Origin of the sequence: Pantoea cypripedii, from assembly GCF_011395035.1 — a bacterium.
Lineage (GTDB): Bacteria > Pseudomonadota > Gammaproteobacteria > Enterobacterales > Enterobacteriaceae > Pantoea > Pantoea cypripedii_A.
The window spans coordinates 928,194-946,346 of the sequence record NZ_CP024770.1 but is presented as its reverse complement, the minus strand read 5'-3'; the positions used below and the strand labels follow the sequence as shown (position 1 = coordinate 946,346).

The window sequence follows — 18,153 nt, the reverse complement described above, 5'->3', positions numbered from 1 at the left end:
TTTTGTGTGATTGTTTTCCCTTTCCCCTCATGTTGCTCACTGAAGATAGCCCCATTTTTTGCAGTGAAAATCCCGGCTTGAAAATCCTCATCTTGATCATTTTGATTAAAATCAACATGTTGAGAAGAAATCTTGCATGGCGGGAATTTTTACACCCATCAATTTTGTGATCCTTCTCTACTAAAAAAATAAATCCCATTGTAAAAAACAGTAAAAATGGTACTCATTGGTACCACTTTGAATGGCCTGATTTCAGAACACTGTCATAGGGAGTTGAGTTATGAGCAAAAAAAGAAGAGGCGGGAAAGTATCTATTTCATCCAGCCGGGTTTTGATCTGCTGCATGATGGGCGTTATCGGGGGTTCGGTTTCCTTTTTTGCTCAGGCTAAAGCGAACGAGGTGAACTGCGATAATCTGGTAAAACAGGCTTTCCCTGGTATGGAAATCCTTTCTGCCGAAATCGTAAAAAAAGGGCAGTTTAAAATTCCGGATGGACCGGGGCCCATGGCATTGCTGGAAAAAATAACGGGTATTAATGCCGCCGGACAGACAACTTTGGCAACGAACCCCGATTTTTGCCGGGTCAGCGTTTTACAGCGCCCCACGGCAGATTCGGAAATTAAAATGGAGGTCTGGCTACCGCTCAGAAACTGGAATGGTAAGTTCATGGGCACCGGCAATTTCAGCTGGGGTGGCTATTTCATGTACCCGGTTATGTTGAGCGGCCTGGAAAAAGGTTATGCCACTGCGAGTACCGATAACGGTCATGATGAAGGCAATCCGGCACAGAAGGGGGGCCGCTTTATCCTCGGGCACCCGGAAAAATTTACCGATTATGCCTGGCGCGCACATCATTTAATGGCCCGCGATGCGAAAACCATTATCAAGGCATTCTTCGGCCAGGCACCTGAGCGTTCATACTGGATTGGTTGTTCACTGGGTGGCATAGAAGGGCTGATTGAGGCAAAGAATTTCCCCGAAGATTACGATGGCATGGTGGTGGGTGCACCACCCAATCCATTACTTAATTTTAATGCTGCTCAACTGTGGCCGATGTGGCTGGTAAACAAACATCCTGAGATGAACCTGACACGCCAGCAACTTGAACGGGTTCATCAGGCGGTGCTTAAGCAGTGTGCCAGCCCGGTTGGCCAGAAGCAGGGGTTTGTGGAAGAACCCGATAAATGTGGATTTGAGCCTAAGCAGCTGATGTGCAAGCCGGGTGAGAAAGGCGATTGTCTTACGGCACCACAGGTTTCATTGATGGAAGCTATCTATCGTGGTCCGACCGACCCGCAAACGGGAGAACGTATTTTTCAGGGGCCAGCTAAAGGCAGTGAACTGGAAATTGACGATTATCTGCGTCAGCCACATCAGACCGCGCTGGACCTGTTCCGTTATGCGGTATATCAGAATCCTCAGTGGGACTGGAAAAATTTCGACTGGCATAAAGATATTGTCAACGCAAAAAACGTGCTCAATGGTCGGCTGGGGGTCGATACCAATCTGAAGCCCTTCTTTAAACGAGGAGGAAAAATTCTGATGTTTATCGGTTGGAATGATTTTCATAATCCACAGGATGCCGTGGCTTATTACAACGGCCTGATTGAACATTCAGGGAAACAGGTTAATGATTATCTGAGATTGTTTATCAATCCAGGCATGGCTCACTGTCACAGTGGTGATGGCTGCGACACATTTAATAAAATTGATGCACTTAATGACTGGTTTGAACATGACAAAGCTCCTGTGCAAATCACTGCACTCAGAGTAGTCGAAGGCAAAGTGGTACGCAGCCGGCCTTTATGTGCTTATCCACAAAAATCGCGATACCTTGGGAAGGGTGATATTAATCTGGCTTCGAGTTTTTCCTGTGTTAAATAGAAAAACCAATCATGTAATAAATATAAACTGAAATGAAATAAGTGAGTGATGAGTGATTCATTGCTCGTATTGGCAGATCGTACCGTGTTTTTATTCTGTATAAGGAGGAGTGGGTTAATAGAATTGGTTTTTTCGGGGTGATATAAAAAATTAAAAATCTCTGGGAGGGGTGTGTTTTACACACCCCATTTCAAAATCGTTTTTTCTGGTGTATGGAAATGAATAAAAAGATCCTGGCTGTAGCGCTATGTTTTATTTCTTCCAATGCGTTTTCAGCCGTCGTTTATGATAAAGATAATAATCGTTTAGATTTATTTGGTGTGGTGATTGGCGAATTCAGTAATGTCACCAGCGGGGCAAGAGCCAGTCGCGGAGATACCAGTTTCTCTGAAATTGGTTTTAACGGGCAAACCACGATCAATGACACTTTAAAAGGTTTTGGTTTTGTTGAATACCGTTTTTATACCTCAGCAGCAGAGGGTAGTCAGACTGAAGAGGTTCGTCAGGCTTACGCTGGCCTGCAAATCGGGAAGCATGATTATCTCAGCTACGGGCGTACTTTCGGCGTGATGTACAACGTCGAATCCTATGCCGATATGGCCCCATCTGTGACAGGAAAAACCTGGGCTGCTGATGATAATTACATGATGAACCGTACCAACAGTGTCCTGACATGGAAAAACACCGATCTGCTTGGACTTGATGAAAATCTGCATCTTACGGTGCAGTTTCAGGGAAAAAATGATACGACGTTCGTCAAATCAAACGGTGACGGCATTGGCAGCACGCTCTCTTATAGCCTGGGGAAATTCAGTGTTATTGGCGGATATAGCCTGTCAGACAGGACGACCTTACAAAAAGCAGACGGAAAAGGGAGCCATGCAGAATCCTGGGCAGTCGGCATGAAATGGGAACCGGGTAATTTCTATTTTGGCACCGTCTATGCCGAGACTCGTAACCTGACGTTGCAGGCAAATGATACCTTCGCCAATAAAACGCGTAATTATGAGGTTATTGGTCAATATCAGACAGAATTTGGCCTGCGCCCCTCGCTGTCCTGGGTTTATACCGAAGGGGGAGATCTGGAAAGTAGCGGAAGTTTTAAAGGAGGGAAAGCTGCAATGGCTAATTATATCGAAATGGGTGCCAGCTATGCGTTAAATACGCATGCGGGTGTGTATGCCGACTTCCTTTTAAATATGATGAAAAATAATGACTACACCAATAACGTTGGCGGATTGTTTGCTGGCACAGGGAATAAACTGGTACTCGGTATCTACTATGGCTTCTGAAGCCTGATGGGGTTTTATTCGTCAGATATCTTTCTGTGGAGAAATAATGAAAAAGAAATTGTTATGGAATCTGGTCTTAACCGGAGCGTTCGTCCTTGCCGCTGGACAGAATATTGCCCAGGCAGCGCAAAGTGGTCCATTAACTGTCGGGGCGGTGAAAACAGATATTACACCGAAAAATCTGCATGATATGAATCCTATGGGCGGTGATTTTACCGGGGTCCATGATCCTATTCATATGCGGACGGTATTGATTAATAATGGCAGTGTGGAAGTTGCGTTAATTTCTCTCGACGCTATTGAGGTCGGTGATATGACGAAAGTGCGTCAGCGTATTGCCACGGAGACAGGCATTCCTGCGGACCATGTATTTATTACTGCAACGCATGATCACAGTGCTCCTCGCGTGGGCAATGTCTCTCCGGGCGCGCTGGCACATGACGGCACCCCGGCCTCGAATCAATGGAGTGAGTGGCTTTATCAGCAGATGATCGCCTCACTGCAAAAGGCGAAAAGCCGGGCTCAGCCCGCTCGATTTGGTGTCGCCAGCGGTCAGCTTGATATTAATGTTAACCGCGATCGTTACAGCGCCAAAGGATGGGATATTGGGTTCAATGCGAACGGTCCATCCGATAAAACGCTGTGGGTGATGAAGTTCGCAACCCCCGCTGGTAAACCGATCGCCGTAGTTTCTAACTATGCAGTTCATTCCGTTGTGAGCCTCGGTATTAATCAGGTCAGTGGTGACCTGGCCGGTGCGGCCGCTGACTACGTGGAGGAGAAACTCGGTGGCGATGTCGTTTCGCTCTGGACGCTCAGCACGGTTGGCGATCAGAATCCGCGAATTTTTAACGCCGGGCAAAAGGCAGGCCGGGGCAATGATGCGGAGTTCGCATGGAAAGCGGTTAATGCACAGGGGGCGATGGCAGGTGACGAAATTGTTCGGGTGGCGGACAGCATCCGGCAAATGACTTCGTCAGTATCGCTAACGGCCAGTGAACGCGTCGTTGGCTGCCCGATGCGCACTGGCGCGCCAGACATGGGAAATATGAATCAGAAAAAAGTGGATAAAGTTAATCTGCACCTCGGTTTGATCATGTTGAACCAGACGGCGCTGGCCGGTGTTTCTGGCGAAGTGGTCACGGCAATTGGCCGTCATCTTGCTGAACAGGCGCCAGTAAAAAATCTGCTACTGATGTCCATAGTGAATGATCGGGTAGGTTACCTGCCGGACGATGCAGCTTATGATCGTCCGATTTTCGAGGTCCAGGGAAGTCCGGTGGAACGAGGCTGTGCAGAAAATGCCATCATCGACAATTTTACGGCGATGATGAATAACGCGCTTACAACCAGATAAACTCGCACAACGCGGTTTTGGTAACCGCGTTGTCTGCTCCGGGTTGCGTTGTTGATGCGCGTAATGATAGTTATGTTAAATTAGTCGTCCTGATGCACACCCGGAATGCCCCCACTCGTAGCGGCGCGATTTATCGCGCGGTTTTTTGACACCGCGCACTGGATTGCGCGATAAATCGCGCCGCTACGGCATGTGCCAATCTGACGCCGCTATGGCAAAATTCTGCCATCATGGCCCTGCTCTTTCCTCAGATTTCACGTAGCGTCGCCTGCCGTGTTAAGAGCATGTCGTTTTTCCTGAGATCACTCATGTTGCACATATACAAGGCATCTGGATATACATAAGCATATGTGAAAGACTCTCTGTATTGAAGTCAACCAACCTGGGGAACGTCATGAGAACCGTATCAATTTTTAAAAACGGAAATAATCGAGCAATACGCTTGCCACGTGACCTTGATTTCGAAGGCGTAAGCGAGCTGGAGATTGTCCGTGAAGGTGACAGCATCATTCTGCGTCCGGTCCGCCCGACCTGGAGTTCATTCCCCCAACTCGAAAAAGCTGGCGCAGATTTTATGGCAGATCGAACAGATATTGTTAACGATGAAGGAAGATTCGATCTGTGAACAAGACGTACATGCTTCCATGTCTGTTCTGATTGCCCCACTCTTATCTCCGTCGTGTCTAAGCTCCTGGGTTCAGAATGCCATCAATCTGTTGTGAAGTGAGGGAAATCCCAAAGAATTGCTGATAAAAATCATGCGTTTCTTTCACCATATCAATATCGCTGAAACGTGCCGGATACAGCGTTTTCGCCAGCCACAGGATTTGTATTGCTTCCTCACTGGTTTCACGGCACCACCAGAACATGCCTTGTGGATTGACATAAACACGGTGAAGCCGCACCGCGGATACTCCCTGCCAGGCAGAAGAATGCAGGAATTCTTCAGCATCCCGGCGATTCATGGCAACAATCACATCTGGGTTGGCCGCGACGACTTTCTCCAGCGGGACTTCACCATTGGCATTTCTTTTGGGGCCAAACCAGCTTTCCGCGACATTGTGCGCTCCGGCTAAATCCATCCAGTCCTGATTTAATGACGGACGGCCACTGGTCGTCAGAGGTGTGCCCATACTGTGATAGATTTTGACCTGTTCGCTGGCGGGTAAACCTTTCAACCGTTGCTGAATCAATGCCACATTACGGTCGAAATAGTGCTGGTAAAGATTATCTTTTGCCTGAGCATCCGGCCCTAAAGCCTGCGCTGTCAGTGTCACGCGCTCGCGCAATGCAGCCATCGAGTTGGCCTTCAATTCCAGCGTTTTCACTCCGGCTTGTGCCAAAACCTCTGGTTGTGTCAGATGCATATTGGAGGGAATGATCAGCAATTGCGCCTTAAGAGCAATAACCTGTTCCGGATTGACTTCATGACCGCTGGTGACACTGATCACTGGCACCTGATCAATGCCGGGATAGATCTGGCGGAACAGCGGGATGCGTTGGGCAATGGCGGAAGTGCCAACGATATTTTGGCCGTAGCCCAGCATAGCAATAATGGTGTTTTGCGCCGGCCAGGGCGAAGCAACCCGGATGTCACTGTGTGGCGTGGTGGTGGCAAAAACAGTGGCAGGCAAAAACAATAAGACAATGAACAAGCGGCGAATCAATGAAAGCATGGTGATTCGGTGCCTTCGTGACGCAGGCACCGCTCCTGAGATTAGAAATCGAAAGTGACTGAAGCACGCACTTCACGCCCGGTACCCACAAAGGCACTGGCTGAACTCCCGCTGCCATCGGTGTCACCCGGGAAAATCGAGGCCCAATAGTGTTCGTTGGTCACGTTGTTCACGGTGAGTCGCAGCGTGGTCGGCACGTCTCCCAGCTTCATGGTGTAACGGGAGCCCAGATCCAGAGTGGTGTAACTGTCAGCCCAGGTGGTATTCAGGTCGTTACCAGCCCGTTTGCCGGTGTAATGCACATTGGCGCTGTAAACCAGCTCTGGCATAGAAGGAAGGCTGTACTCAACAAGGACATTGGCCTGCACTTTCGGAACACCCACGACGCGCTTATTACTGGTATCTTCCGATACGGTGTCTTTAAGCATGGGATCAAGGAAAGTCACGCCGCTGTAGATATTCAGGCCCTGCCACACATTGCCGCTGGCAGTGAGTTCCAGCCCTTTATTGAGCTGATTACCCTGCTGCTTGTACACCATATCGGTGGGGTCAACATAAGCGAACGGGCGTTTAAGGCGGAATAGCGCAGCACCCAGATTAAGCCCCTGTACTTCGGCTTTCAGACCAATTTCATATTGCTCGCTGCGATACGGATCCAGCGTCTGGCCTTCGTTTTTCACCCCTTCACCCGTAGGGGCGGTTCCCCCTTGCTCAAGGGAATCGGCATAGCTGATATAGGCCATCAACGATGGGGTAATTTTATACATCAATGCCAGGTTCGGACTTAAACCGTCCTGACTGATCACCCCGGTTTTTTGCCCGGAATTATTGTAGTTACTGGTCTCAAGCCAACACTGGCTGAGATACATCATTGCCGACCACTGTGGATTGAACGTGACGGTGTCACCCACGGTGATATTTTGCTGGGTGGTGACGCTGGATTTATAACGCGCACCATCAGTGATAATTTTCCCGTCGCCCGGTTCCTGCATCGCGCTGGGATCGTAATAATTAGTGGTACCCAGGTTATAACGCTGGCTGCTGCCTTTGGCAGTATAAATTGACCAGACATAACCTGTCGTTGCAAAGGCCAGATCATGGCCAATGCTGCCAGTATCGACATGACCATTTAATGTCAGGGTGTTGCTCAATACTCTGAAACGCCCGGCAGCAGCAGAATCGCTCAGCGAACGACTCATCGTGCCGGCATTATCGGTCAGCGTATTGGAAACTGTGCGCATTGCACGATCCGCCTGCTGGTAACCAACGCCAGCATTAACCGACCAGTTATCGTTAAAGTAATGAATCAGATGAGTGCTGATGGTATCGGTGGTCAGGTCATTACCGGCGGTGGGTAAGGTATAGTTTTTATTTTTCGAGCTCGGGGCTTTTGGCAGCTGAATACCTTCACCATAGCTAAAACCGCCGACATAGCCTTTTTGCAAAAACTCATAATGGCTGGCATCAAGCTGCAACTGGGTGCCTGGGCGAATATTCCAGTCCAGTGCCAGCGCGATCAGTTTGCGGCGCAAGGTACTGTCTTTAACATTCCCTTCGCCATCTTCATTCAACAGATTCAGACGGTAGCCAAACTTATCATCATCGCCAAAATGTCCACCGAGGTCGACATGGCCACTATAAGCATTGCGGCTTTGATAGCCGAGTGTGACGCGATGTAAAGGCTGTTCGGTGGGACGCTTAGCGACAAAATTAAACTGGCCCGCCGGGCTTGCAGGCCCGTAAAGTGCGCCAGTCAGGCTATTCAGTACATCCAGGCGTTCCAGCATTTCAACCGGAAAGGCAGTGGTTGAAACGATATTCAGACCATCAAGGCGGCTATTCGCCACCACGCTACCCTGCATGCCACGGCTTTGTGGACGGCCCACATCCATCCCGCCACGCGCCTGCATTTGCGTACTGGGCGAGTATTTCAACAATTCACTGACGCTTTTCGCCTGCTGATTATCAATCATCTGATGAGTGACGGTGGTGGTCGAGTAAGGCGTATCCACCCAGGATAAATTGCCGAGAGGCCCGACATTAATATCCGGGGTGGTAAAACCGGCACCGGCCTGGCTATCGGCGGCACTGTCCGCTGTGGCGGCAGCGGTTACGACCATTTGCCCTTCTTTATTCTTCTGAGACGTTTTATTAGTCACGCTGGGTGAGTTTGTTTTTGCCACTTCACCAGGGAGTGTGTCTGCTGTATTTGCCGCGCTGACTATCCCTGGTAAACCGACAAGAATTGCTGTGATAAAAGTTTTATTCATAATACGCGCACCGCTATATATGTAGTTATATTACGGCTGCGCAGTATATACCCATGTAACAGACATCACAATTGTTTACTTTTTGCATTCCCGCTTAAACATTTTTGATCAATTAAAGAGCGAAATTAATCACATAAAACATAATAATACTAAGATATATTTTCGCGGCGTAACTTGTTGCTCAAAGTCAGTACAATTTGCCCTTACCCTCTTTTAAAACGCCACCTTATTGCTAATCCTGATAAAGTAAGCAGCAGGAAAGAAAATAAGGTGTTCGTTATTGCCACGAATGATAACAATATCGTTTTTATTAAGTCACCCTTCTGTATCTCTTGCGTGTTTTTAAGATTATCGAAAGGTTGAAATGTTTGCTTCAACGTGAATATTAAGGAGTTGGTGATGTTTTTCCAGTCTATCGGTAACTCAACTGCGATAGTATGAGATCTGATTAACGAGTAAATTATGGTGAACAATGGAATTGATAACAGAAAGATGAGTAATGGCCTGCGATAATTGGTGCCGTAATCTGACAATAAATAATACATATTACTGATACTGAATAATCGATGTAGCTTATTTTTCGTATTAAGTAAGCTCTCTTGTTCCAGTGAAAAAAACATGCCCTCCAGATCGCGGTTTCTTTGTGATTCCATGATGTATCTGAGTGTTCGATAACATGAGGCATCATGCTCCCCCTTTCTACGCATGAAATACTTCCTTTTGGGAAACAGGCTTCCTTCGGAAATTTTCGCGCCAAACATCTGAGGTGCGGTGTTGAAAATGGTATCAGTTAATACCAACGCATGTACGACATCCCGGTACCGTAAACTTAACTCATCAACAATGGAGTTCGTAATTGCTATGCCGTAGATGGCGTTTTTCTCATCGTTTTCTATCGTGGATAATTGCAAGGCTCCTAAAGTACTATCATTTATGGACAGGTTTTCGATGGAAGACATAAACAAGGATAAACCTAATTTACGAAGATTAGATTTTACTATTTTTATCGTTATAATTTCAGAACTGGCAGGAAATGTTATTGATGGATAAAACTCTTCACCAGTACTGTTTACAAGGCAGCTTTCGAGATGGATTGAAATTTTTGCGTGGATGTTGATGTTTATTTCGGTGTAATCCTGGAAAATACAATCATAAAAAAATAAATGTTCGTGTTCTTCTTCCTCATCACTGGCCGTGATTTCTGCGACAATCTTCGGTGTTTTAGTATTTTTGGCGAATCTAATTTTATCTATAAAAGATACATGTTTAAATGCGGCTGGCATTTTTCCAACGCATACGCATGAACTAAAAATACATTCATTAATATCAGGTATTAGTAAGCCGGGTGAATCACTCATCCCTTCCTGTGATATTTCAAAGTAATTACAAACAATCTCCTTTATTGTAACGTTACCTATGAGTAAATCTTGTTTGCAATTTTTAAAAATAACGCTTCTGCCATTTTTTAATCCAGATAGCTCAGTTGGTGCGTTGAAGTCACAGTCCTCAAACTGTATTGAACTTACGGAGTCAGGTATGTCGATGATTTCAGTGGAAACAGTGGCATTGGTGAAAATTAATGCTATGTCATCAAGGCCCAATAACAATGATTTCACATCATTCCAGACCGCGTCTGTGATGTTATCTTCGATATGAAGTGACCCGTCATTAAGTTCCATACAGAACCCCATTCGCAATCCGGCCTTTATCGCGTCAGGGTTTAGATTTCCACACCTTATTAAGGAAGTCTATGCCCCTGGATCCTGGTTCCGGCATAAATAGCCAGCAGACTCCCCAATACGACCAGCAATAACCCCGCTTTAAACGATAGGCTCATCGTTGTCCCTGGAATATCTTGCCTTTCCTGTTTGTACAGGGAAGGCAAGCCACTTAGTTACAACAGCCTCTAAGAATCACTCAATACATTGCGTCCTCAGCTTGCTGGTAAGCTTCGCAATGAATTCACCGGGCGGAAGATTAACTCGGCAGGTTCAGTTTGTTGTAACTAATACCATCTATCCGCCTGTTTATCTCTCTGGTAAAGATAAGAAAAAATGTGCAATCACTTCGCTGGCGTTAATCTGCAGGCTCGGTTGCCCGGTAATACGCGGATGGAAAGACTGGCTGTTACCGGGCCAGACGTGACCTCCTCCCCTCACCGCAAGGACGGTAACCTTACCAACAGGTGGACAGTTGCTGTAATCAGTACGCACGATCCTTGTGGGATCGGACATCACAACAACCGGCAGGAGTACGGGTTTGGACTGACCAGTACATCCGTTGTGTCTGCCCCAAAACGCAGCCGTTTCAGCCACAGATGTGACCTGTCCCCCTTCCCCCCTGCCGCCAAAATCTTCCACCCATCCACCCTCGTAAGGCATGATGGGGTCAGCCATGCCGTTTATCTGCATCACCGCAACTGGCTTTTCAGGCCGACAAGCCGGGACCAGATCAGCAGGAAGTGAACCCGCCACAGACGCAATGGCGGCGATACGCGATGAAAGATCACAACCAAGACGCTCGGTAAACAATGCTCCATTGGATATGCCAGTGGCAAAGATACGCCTGCGATTGACGGCATAGCTACGCTGAACCTGGTCGAGCAAAGCCGCGACGAAACTGACATCATCCTGCGGATTTTTGATAGTGGTGCGACCATCATTCCAGTGTTTATCCACGCCATCAGGATAAATGACGATAAAACGGTCTTTGTCGGCCACCGCATTGAGTCCAGTCATTCTCGCCATCCCGGCTCCTTTCATTCCTCCGCCATGAAAGGCCAGAATCACCGGAAATCCGCCACCCGGAGGGGAGCCATCAGGCACATGGAGGGCAAAGGTTCTGGCCTGCCCTCCAACCAGCAAGACCTGCGCCGGATCGGCCGCCAGCACAGGGCCGGACAGAAAAAAACTAAGAACAACAAGCCTGAAAATATTTCCCATCACATTCATTTGCTTATCCACCCACTATGGGTCGGTTTAGATATCAGAAACCTGCCGGGGATGATGTTCATTGATTTTCCCTATCACCGCAATAGTTAGCATGATCACAATACCCGCATTTATTGTTAATATGATAATGGTTACCATGGTTATCATTATTCCCATCGAAGACACACTGTCTTCCACCATACAAACTAAGGAATAAGACCATGAAAACTATCAAAGCAATGACCATCGCCGCCGCAGCCGCTCTTTCTCTGATGTCAGCTGCCAGCTTCGCACAGAGCATCTCCGTTACCGCCGATACTCTGGACGGTGCTGAAGCTCAGGTTGCCGCTCAGGCTGCACAGCATGGCGATCAGTATAAAATTACCGAAGCCAACACCAATAACCGTGTGCACATGACCGCCGAACTGTACAAATAACGGATGGTCGCAAAAGGAAGTGCCGGAAGAGGTCGCCCCAAAGGGCGGCCTTTTTCGCTTATGAAATCTGTGGAGAGCAAAACATTCGTCCATCCGGCCCGCGCGTTAATAGCCCGGCCAGCCGTACCGCGAATCCAACAAACGCCTGTTCATCACATCCCTGTCGGGTCATAAACTGGGTGCCCACCCGCAAAGCAAACTTCCCGGCTGCCTGAGGATCGTTGCAGGTACCGACCAGCACCCCCTGACGGGCCAGGCTGTCGATGACGCAACTCGCCGGTAAATCGTCGCTCATCGGCACCAGCAACTGGTGAGTCGCGGTTTGCTCCGCTGCCGCCGCCATTACCGTGATGCCCAGCCCTGTCAGCGCCCCGGCCATCGCCAGCGTATTGCGGCAAATTTGCTGCGCATAACGCGCACCGTCTTCACGCGCCTCGCGCAGGGTAACCAGCAGTGACGGCAGACATCCGGCGTCGGCGTTGGCGATAAATCGCTGCCCGATAAGCTGCGCTACGTGTTTCCCCTGCCCAATATCACGCCCGGCAATGATGCTGTGCGGGCGTCCCGGCAGCGTTTTGTAGGTAGAACTGGTCAGTATATCAACGCCCAGTGCCAGCGGGTTGGGAAAGACACCCCCGATAATCAGGCCCAGCACGTGGGATGCATCAAACACCGTAACCGCGCCCACCTCGCGTGCCGCTGCGACCACCGGTGCCACGTCATCGGGTTTGATCATCACAGAACGGCCCAGCATCACCATCGTTGGTCGCAGGCGGCGTACCTGTTCGGCCGCCGCTGTCGCGTCGAGGCAACAATGATTTGCGTCAAACGGCAGATCCGCCACACGCAGGCCAGCCAGCGCCGGTGTCCCGTCGCGGCGCTGACTCAGATGTCCACCGTGGGCCGCCGCCGGTGCCAGCAATAAATCGCCAGGCTGAGTGCAGGCGTGGAACACTGCCAGATTGGCGGTGGTGCAATTGGGCAGGCGCGTCTCTGCCCAGGTTGAACCAAGCAGTCTATTGATTTCCTGCGTTAGCGCGACTTCCAGCGCCGAAACCAACCCGGTATCCGGTTGCTCTTTATCAAAAGCCGGACCCATCGCCGGATACGCACTTAGCCCTGGCGCATAGGCGGCCATCGCGGCCGGGCTGGGCAGGTTGGCTCCGGCGTAGAGCACGATACGGTCGTTTTGCAGCGTCTCAGTCCGCCCCGCAGCCACACGTAACAGCGCATCTGGATCGTTCGGGGAGAGGGTGAAATCATCGGTATGGGGTACAGTCATCGGAGCATCCGTCAGAGTGAAATGTCGTGCTAGCGCACAATGGAGACGCGCTTTTGCAAATAGCGCACGCCGCGCGAAGCACCATAAGAGATCAGGAAATACACCGCCGCCGCAAACAGATACATCTCCAGCAGGCGGCCATCGCGCTGCGCCACTTTGGCGGCGGCACCGAGGAAGTCGGTGATCGACAGCACGTAAACCAGCGAGGTGTCCTGAAACAGGATGATGGTTTGTGTGAGGAACAGCGGCAGCATGTTGCGCATCGCCTGCGGCAGTATCACGTGAAACAGGGACTGCGCCGGAGTGAGGCCCAGCGCCAGCGCAGCATTGCTCTGCCCGCGCGGCAGCGACTGGATCCCTGAGCGAACGATCTCGCAGAAATAGCAGGCCTCGAATAAGGTGAAGGTAATCACCGATGACCAGAACGGATCCACCCGCACCGGAAACGCGGATCCTGTCAGCCACTGCAACAGATAAGGCACCAGGAAGTAGAACCAGAAAATCACCAACACCAGTGGCAGCGAACGCATCAGGTTGACGTAACCCGTGGCAATCATCACCAGCAGCGGGTAGCGGCACAGGCGCATAATCGCCAGAGCGGTGCCAAATACAATGCCGATCACCGTGGCACAGACTGTCAGGCTGAGGGTGAAGCGCATGCCGGTCAAAAGCAGGTAAGGCAGCGCGCTGATGATGCTTTGAACGTCAAATCCCGACAGCATAACCTATCCTTTTTTCCCGTAGCCTGGCAGCGCGGCCCGTTTTTCTATGCCGCGCATCGTGAAGACGATCGTCATATTGAGCAGCAGATACAGCAAGGTGGCGACGCTAAAAGCCTCGAAGACCTGAAAAGTATTTTCCTGCATCGCCCTGGCGCTGCCCGTCAGTTCTATCAGGCCAATAGCCAGTGCCACCGAGGTATTTTTGGTACAGCTGAGGAACTCTGAGGTGATGGCGGGCGTCACAATGCGATACGCCACCGGCAGCAGAACATAGAGATAAGTCTGGGGCAGCGTCAGTCCCAGCGCCTGCCCGGCCATACGCTGGCCTTTGGACAGGCTTTCCAGCCCGGCACGCAACACTTCCGCCATGCGCGCGCCGTGATAACAACCGAGGCACAGCACCGCAGTATAAAACTGGGCGTCAGGCAGTTGTTTCAACCAATCCCCGGCCTCCTTTGGCAAGGCTTCCGGCAACACGAAGTACCACAGGAACATCTGCATCAGCAGCGGAATGTTACGGAACACTTCAACGAAGGCACTGCCGCAACAGTTCAGCCAGGGTGACGGTACGTTGCGTAGCACGCCAGCCAGCGAACCGAGCAGCAAAGCAATGGCGAAAGCCCCGATCGCCGTGGCCGCTGTCCACCCCAGCCCCATGATCAGCGTTTCCCAGTAAGTATGGGCGCCGTCCAGCGACACATCGAAAAAGGCAGCCCAGTTCCAGTGGTAGTTCATACGTTTATCCTGCCCATGTCTCGCGGCTTAGCGATACAGTTCGGGATTCGGATCGTCGGTCGGATTAGCGATGGCTTTCGTCAACTGTACCGACATCGGGAAGTTCATGTTGACGTTCATCGGCGCGATCGGCTGGGTAAACCATTTGGCATAGATGGCGTTAATCGCTCCGCTTTTATACAGCCCCTCAATGGCGGAATTCACCAGCGCTTTGAACTGCGGATCGTCGCGGCGCAGCATGATGCCATACGGCTCTACCGATAAGGGCTGATCGGAGATCTGATAGTCATCAGGCGATTTGGCGGTGGCGCGGGCACCCGCCAGAGAGACATCGTCAAAGATAAAGGCGGCGGCGCGACCGGTTTCCAGCGTCAGCATCCCCTCCCCCAGGTCTTTAGCCATCAGAATGCGCATCCCCAGATGCTGGGCATTATTCGCTTCGTTGATGATCTTCACGCTGGTGGTGCCAGACAGCGTGACCACCGTTTTGCCTTTCAGCTCAGCCATATCCGCCACCGGTGCGGATTTCTTCGACATGATGCGGACGGCGGCGACGAAATATGTCGTGGAGAAGGTCACCTGCTTTTGTCGTTCAGCGTTGTTGGTGGTGGTACCACACTCCATGTCGATGGTGCCATTCGCCAGCAACGGGATGCGCGTGGCACCAGTCACCGCCATGGTATCAACCTTGAGGTCGGGCTTGTTCAGCCTGGTTTTCACCGCGTCCACCACCGCACCACAGATATCCATTGCGTAGCCGATAGGCTTCTGCTTGTCGTCGTAATAGGAAAAAGGCACCGCGCCATCACGATGCCCGACGGAAATCTGTCCGCTGTCGGCAATTTTCTTCAATGTTCCGTTGAGTTCAACGCCGGCGACCGGCAAAGCAGACAATCCCAGGGTGATGACGGTTAACAGTGGCAGATATTGTTTCATGATCTCTCCGAGGTGAGCCAAATACTGCAATCAAAGGAAAATTCGGCTGTTGCCAGCTACCGACAGGGACAGCAGGCGGAAGCGCTGGAGGTCAGAATGAAGCGTGGGCGAGGATCCCGTCAACGAAAATTAATAATGTATAATGAATTCATATTGCAGAAAGTCGTCATCATGCGCCTGGGCATAGGAAGTCAAACTAAGGGGATAACGGCGAGGGAGCCTCGCCGCTAAATCTTTAATCGGCCGCGGATCGGCTGGCGTTCATCGCGTTACGTACCGCGTTGGCGGTGTTCATGACGTGCTGACGCATGGTTTGCGCCAGCCGGACAGATTCGCGCGCGCGCAGGCAGATCATGATCTCCTCATGTTCCTGCATCGCCAGCCGCCAGTCATCAGGCAACTGGCGCACGGTATGGCGAATGTTGCGGATGCGCTGTTCCAGGTTGCGGTAAAGCGTCAGCAAGGATTGATTACGGGCGGCAGCAAATAAGGCGAGATGGATTTCCCGATTCAGCCGGGCGTATTCCAGTTTGTCCTGCTGCTGATACGTTTGCAGCATCTCGGCATGCAGCTGTTCAATAGACGCCAGCTCCTCATCGGTGATTTTCTCGCAGGCCAGTTCACAGGCCAGACCTTCCAGGCTGGCGATGATGGGAAACAGCTCATACAGTTCTTCATCGGTCAGCATCGCCACGCGTGCGCCACGTTGCGGCAGCAGAACCAGCATACCCTCGGTTGCCAGCACCTTAAGCGCTTCCCGCAACGGGGTACGGGAAATGCCAAACCGTTCACAGAGATCTTTCTCCGGTATTCTGTCGCCCGGCTCCAGCTCACCACTGACGATCATCTCCCGGATGGCATCGGCTATTTCACTGTGCAGAGTGGTGCGTGAAATAGGCATTCCCTTATTCATAGATGGTTGCCCCAAGTGCATAGGACAGTTTTCTGGCTTCCTCAATTAACAGCTGCTGGCTGTCGGCATCTTCGGGATTGAAGCGGATAATCGGACCGGAAATACCCAATGCGCCCGCCAGCTGGTTATCGTGCCTGAAGATGGGAACCGACATTGAGGCCGTCAGGCTGGTTGGCAGGTTGCTCCCGGCACCGGTCGAGGTGAACACACCTTGTGAATAGGTCCAGCCCTCCGGTATGCCCTGCTCAAAATGGCGTAACGCCGTCGCCGCAGAGGTATCGTCCATCGGCAACAAGGTGCCGACGGGAACGCTGGAGCGGATATGCTGCGGCGAATCTTTGCGATACAGACAGAGGCGAAAATCCCCTTCACGCACGAAGAAGGAGCTGCTTTCCACCGTCACTTCGGTCAGTTTATTCAGCACCGGCATAACATGTTCGCGCAGGTTGAATGTACGTTCATAGGTACAGCCTAATTGATAGGCGCGCGATCCCAGTTCATAGCAACCATCAACCCGCTTGGACACATAACGCTCAGCCTCCAGCGATAACATGTAACGCATAATGACGCTTTTGAACAAACCCGTCGCTTCTTCCAGTTCACCGAGCGTCATGCCACCAGGGTGATCAACAAAGGCATCTAAGATCGCCAGGGTACGCTTAACCGCTTTGACGGAACGATCGATATCGGTAGTTTTCTGCCTTGCCATAATTTCCTGTCAGGTAAACAAAAGCCATTATTCAATAAAAAGTAATGTACTAGCATTAACATACCCTGCCAATCAGCTGGCTGCCTGAGAAATATAATTCAACATTATCCAGCATACGTTTCTGTTGAGCGGCCTGTGCATAATGCGTATTGGCAGCGATATGCGGCGTCAGAATCACGTTTTGCATGGCGCGTAAGCGGGCAGACACCGTGGGTTCAGACTCGTAAACATCCAGCGCAGCACCGGCCAGCAGGCCTTCGTCCAGCGCATTGCATAGCGCGGTTTCATCCACCAGCATCCCGCGCGCAATGTTGATCAAATAGCCGTGCGGCCCCAACCGCTGAAGAATATTGTCATTGACGGCGTGATAGTTCTCTTCGCTGCCGCGTGTGGCGACCACCAGAATATCAGCCCATTCAGCCAGTAGTTCCAGGCTCGCCAGATAATGATAAGGAACGGACTTACGGCTGCGGCTGTGATAGCCGATGGACATATTGAATGCCTCACCCAGACGGGCGATGCGGCCGCCAATCTCCCCCAGTCCGTAGATGCCAAGTCGGCAATCCTGTAAGCCCGGCACGAGGTGATAACGTTCGACGCTGTTGCCTTTCCACAGACCGGTACGCAGAAAACGATCGCCCGCTAAAATATGTCGGGAACCCGCTAAAATCAGCCCCATGGTGAATTCCGCCACGCTGCTGGCATTGGTTCCGGCGGCATTGGTAAGGGCGATGCCACGCTGTTTCAGATACTCGCAATCGACAAACTCCACCCCTGAACCGTAGCAGCTCACCAGCTGCAACTTAGGCAATGCATCGATCAGCGCCTTATCGGTTTTAATGCTGCTCATGGTCAGCAGAACCTCGGCTGCCTCAGCGCCCTGCGGCAAATCACTGCCATCCAGACGGGTTAAGGGGCCAACGAGGTGATAATGTTCACGTAGCTGTTTAACCAACTCGTCCGGCAGCGTGCGCGCCATCAATATTGTCTTTTTCATCTTCTTTTCTTT

General features: G+C 50.8%; 16 protein-coding genes. 5 read left to right on the top strand and 11 right to left on the bottom strand.

All coding sequences use genetic code 11. The features are described from left to right. The first annotated feature begins 280 nt into the window (after nucleotides 1-280). The 4 genes from CUN67_RS27795 (at nucleotide 281) to vapB (ending at nucleotide 5,159) form a co-directional block, all read left to right on the top strand. On the top strand, nucleotides 281-1,885 hold the full coding sequence (locus CUN67_RS27795) for a tannase/feruloyl esterase family alpha/beta hydrolase (RefSeq protein ID WP_208718675.1): 1,605 nt from the start codon (nucleotides 281-283) through the stop codon (nucleotides 1,883-1,885). A gap of 218 nt (nucleotides 1,886-2,103) precedes the next feature. Beyond that, the gene (locus tag CUN67_RS27790) at nucleotides 2,104-3,177 is read left to right on the top strand and encodes a porin (protein WP_208718674.1); all 1,074 of its coding nucleotides are present in this window, start codon (nucleotides 2,104-2,106) and stop codon (nucleotides 3,175-3,177) included. A gap of 46 nt (nucleotides 3,178-3,223) precedes the next feature. Continuing rightward, on the top strand, nucleotides 3,224-4,534 hold the full coding sequence (locus CUN67_RS27785; protein ID WP_208718673.1) for a neutral/alkaline non-lysosomal ceramidase N-terminal domain-containing protein: 1,311 nt from the start codon (nucleotides 3,224-3,226) through the stop codon (nucleotides 4,532-4,534). 394 nt (nucleotides 4,535-4,928) lie between these two features. Then, nucleotides 4,929-5,159, top strand: a complete 231-nt coding sequence (gene vapB / locus CUN67_RS27780; protein WP_208718672.1) for a type II toxin-antitoxin system VapB family antitoxin — start codon at nucleotides 4,929-4,931, stop codon at nucleotides 5,157-5,159. A gap of 58 nt (nucleotides 5,160-5,217) precedes the next feature. On the opposite strand, the gene CUN67_RS27775 is transcribed toward vapB, so the two are convergent. The 4 genes from CUN67_RS27775 to CUN67_RS27760 all read right to left on the bottom strand — a co-directional run bounded on the left by CUN67_RS27775 (nucleotide 5,218) and on the right by CUN67_RS27760 (nucleotide 11,431). Next, nucleotides 5,218-6,210 (bottom strand): ABC transporter substrate-binding protein, encoded by a 993-nt coding sequence (locus CUN67_RS27775; RefSeq protein WP_208718671.1) that lies wholly within the window; start codon nucleotides 6,208-6,210, stop codon nucleotides 5,218-5,220. Nucleotides 6,211-6,251: 41 nt separating this feature from the next. Then, entirely contained in the window at nucleotides 6,252-8,330 is a 2,079-nt protein-coding gene (locus CUN67_RS27770; RefSeq protein WP_208718670.1) for a TonB-dependent siderophore receptor, read from the bottom strand. A gap of 353 nt (nucleotides 8,331-8,683) precedes the next feature. Next, the gene (locus tag CUN67_RS27765; protein ID WP_208718669.1) at nucleotides 8,684-10,159 is read right to left on the bottom strand and encodes a hypothetical protein; all 1,476 of its coding nucleotides are present in this window, start codon (nucleotides 10,157-10,159) and stop codon (nucleotides 8,684-8,686) included. Between the two features lie 348 nt (nucleotides 10,160-10,507). Continuing rightward, on the bottom strand, nucleotides 10,508-11,431 hold the full coding sequence (locus CUN67_RS27760) for an alpha/beta hydrolase family esterase (protein WP_208718668.1): 924 nt from the start codon (nucleotides 11,429-11,431) through the stop codon (nucleotides 10,508-10,510). Between the two features lie 200 nt (nucleotides 11,432-11,631). Here CUN67_RS27760 and CUN67_RS27755 point away from each other — a divergent pair, with 200 nt between their 5' ends. Beyond that, nucleotides 11,632-11,847 carry a YdgH/BhsA/McbA-like domain containing protein gene (locus CUN67_RS27755; protein ID WP_084872098.1) on the top strand — a complete coding sequence of 72 codons (216 nt, stop codon included), beginning with the start codon at nucleotides 11,632-11,634 and terminating at the stop codon, nucleotides 11,845-11,847. A gap of 58 nt (nucleotides 11,848-11,905) precedes the next feature. On the opposite strand, the gene CUN67_RS27750 is transcribed toward CUN67_RS27755, so the two are convergent. The 7 genes from CUN67_RS27750 to CUN67_RS27720 form a co-directional block, all read right to left on the bottom strand. Continuing rightward, a complete protein-coding gene (locus CUN67_RS27750) occupies nucleotides 11,906-13,129 on the bottom strand; it encodes a glycine hydroxymethyltransferase (RefSeq protein WP_208718667.1) in 1,224 nt (407 codons plus the stop codon). Nucleotides 13,130-13,158: 29 nt separating this feature from the next. Further along, nucleotides 13,159-13,851 carry an amino acid ABC transporter permease gene (locus CUN67_RS27745; RefSeq protein ID WP_208718666.1) on the bottom strand — a complete coding sequence of 231 codons (693 nt, stop codon included), beginning with the start codon at nucleotides 13,849-13,851 and terminating at the stop codon, nucleotides 13,159-13,161. A gap of 3 nt (nucleotides 13,852-13,854) precedes the next feature. Next, complete coding sequence (locus CUN67_RS27740) at nucleotides 13,855-14,586, bottom strand: amino acid ABC transporter permease (protein ID WP_208718665.1); 732 nt, start codon at nucleotides 14,584-14,586, stop codon at nucleotides 13,855-13,857. 27 nt (nucleotides 14,587-14,613) lie between these two features. Next, nucleotides 14,614-15,522 (bottom strand): transporter substrate-binding domain-containing protein, encoded by a 909-nt coding sequence (locus tag CUN67_RS27735; protein WP_208718664.1) that lies wholly within the window; start codon nucleotides 15,520-15,522, stop codon nucleotides 14,614-14,616. Between the two features lie 235 nt (nucleotides 15,523-15,757). Beyond that, nucleotides 15,758-16,423: a GntR family transcriptional regulator gene (locus CUN67_RS27730; RefSeq protein WP_254711443.1), complete on the bottom strand. Its 666-nt coding sequence runs from the start codon at nucleotides 16,421-16,423 to the stop codon at nucleotides 15,758-15,760. Between the two features lie 4 nt (nucleotides 16,424-16,427). After that, complete coding sequence (locus tag CUN67_RS27725; RefSeq protein WP_208718662.1) at nucleotides 16,428-17,144, bottom strand: IclR family transcriptional regulator; 717 nt, start codon at nucleotides 17,142-17,144, stop codon at nucleotides 16,428-16,430. 55 nt (nucleotides 17,145-17,199) lie between these two features. After that, the gene (locus CUN67_RS27720) at nucleotides 17,200-18,141 is read right to left on the bottom strand and encodes a 2-hydroxyacid dehydrogenase (protein WP_254711442.1); all 942 of its coding nucleotides are present in this window, start codon (nucleotides 18,139-18,141) and stop codon (nucleotides 17,200-17,202) included. Between the last annotated feature and the right edge of the window lie 12 nt (nucleotides 18,142-18,153).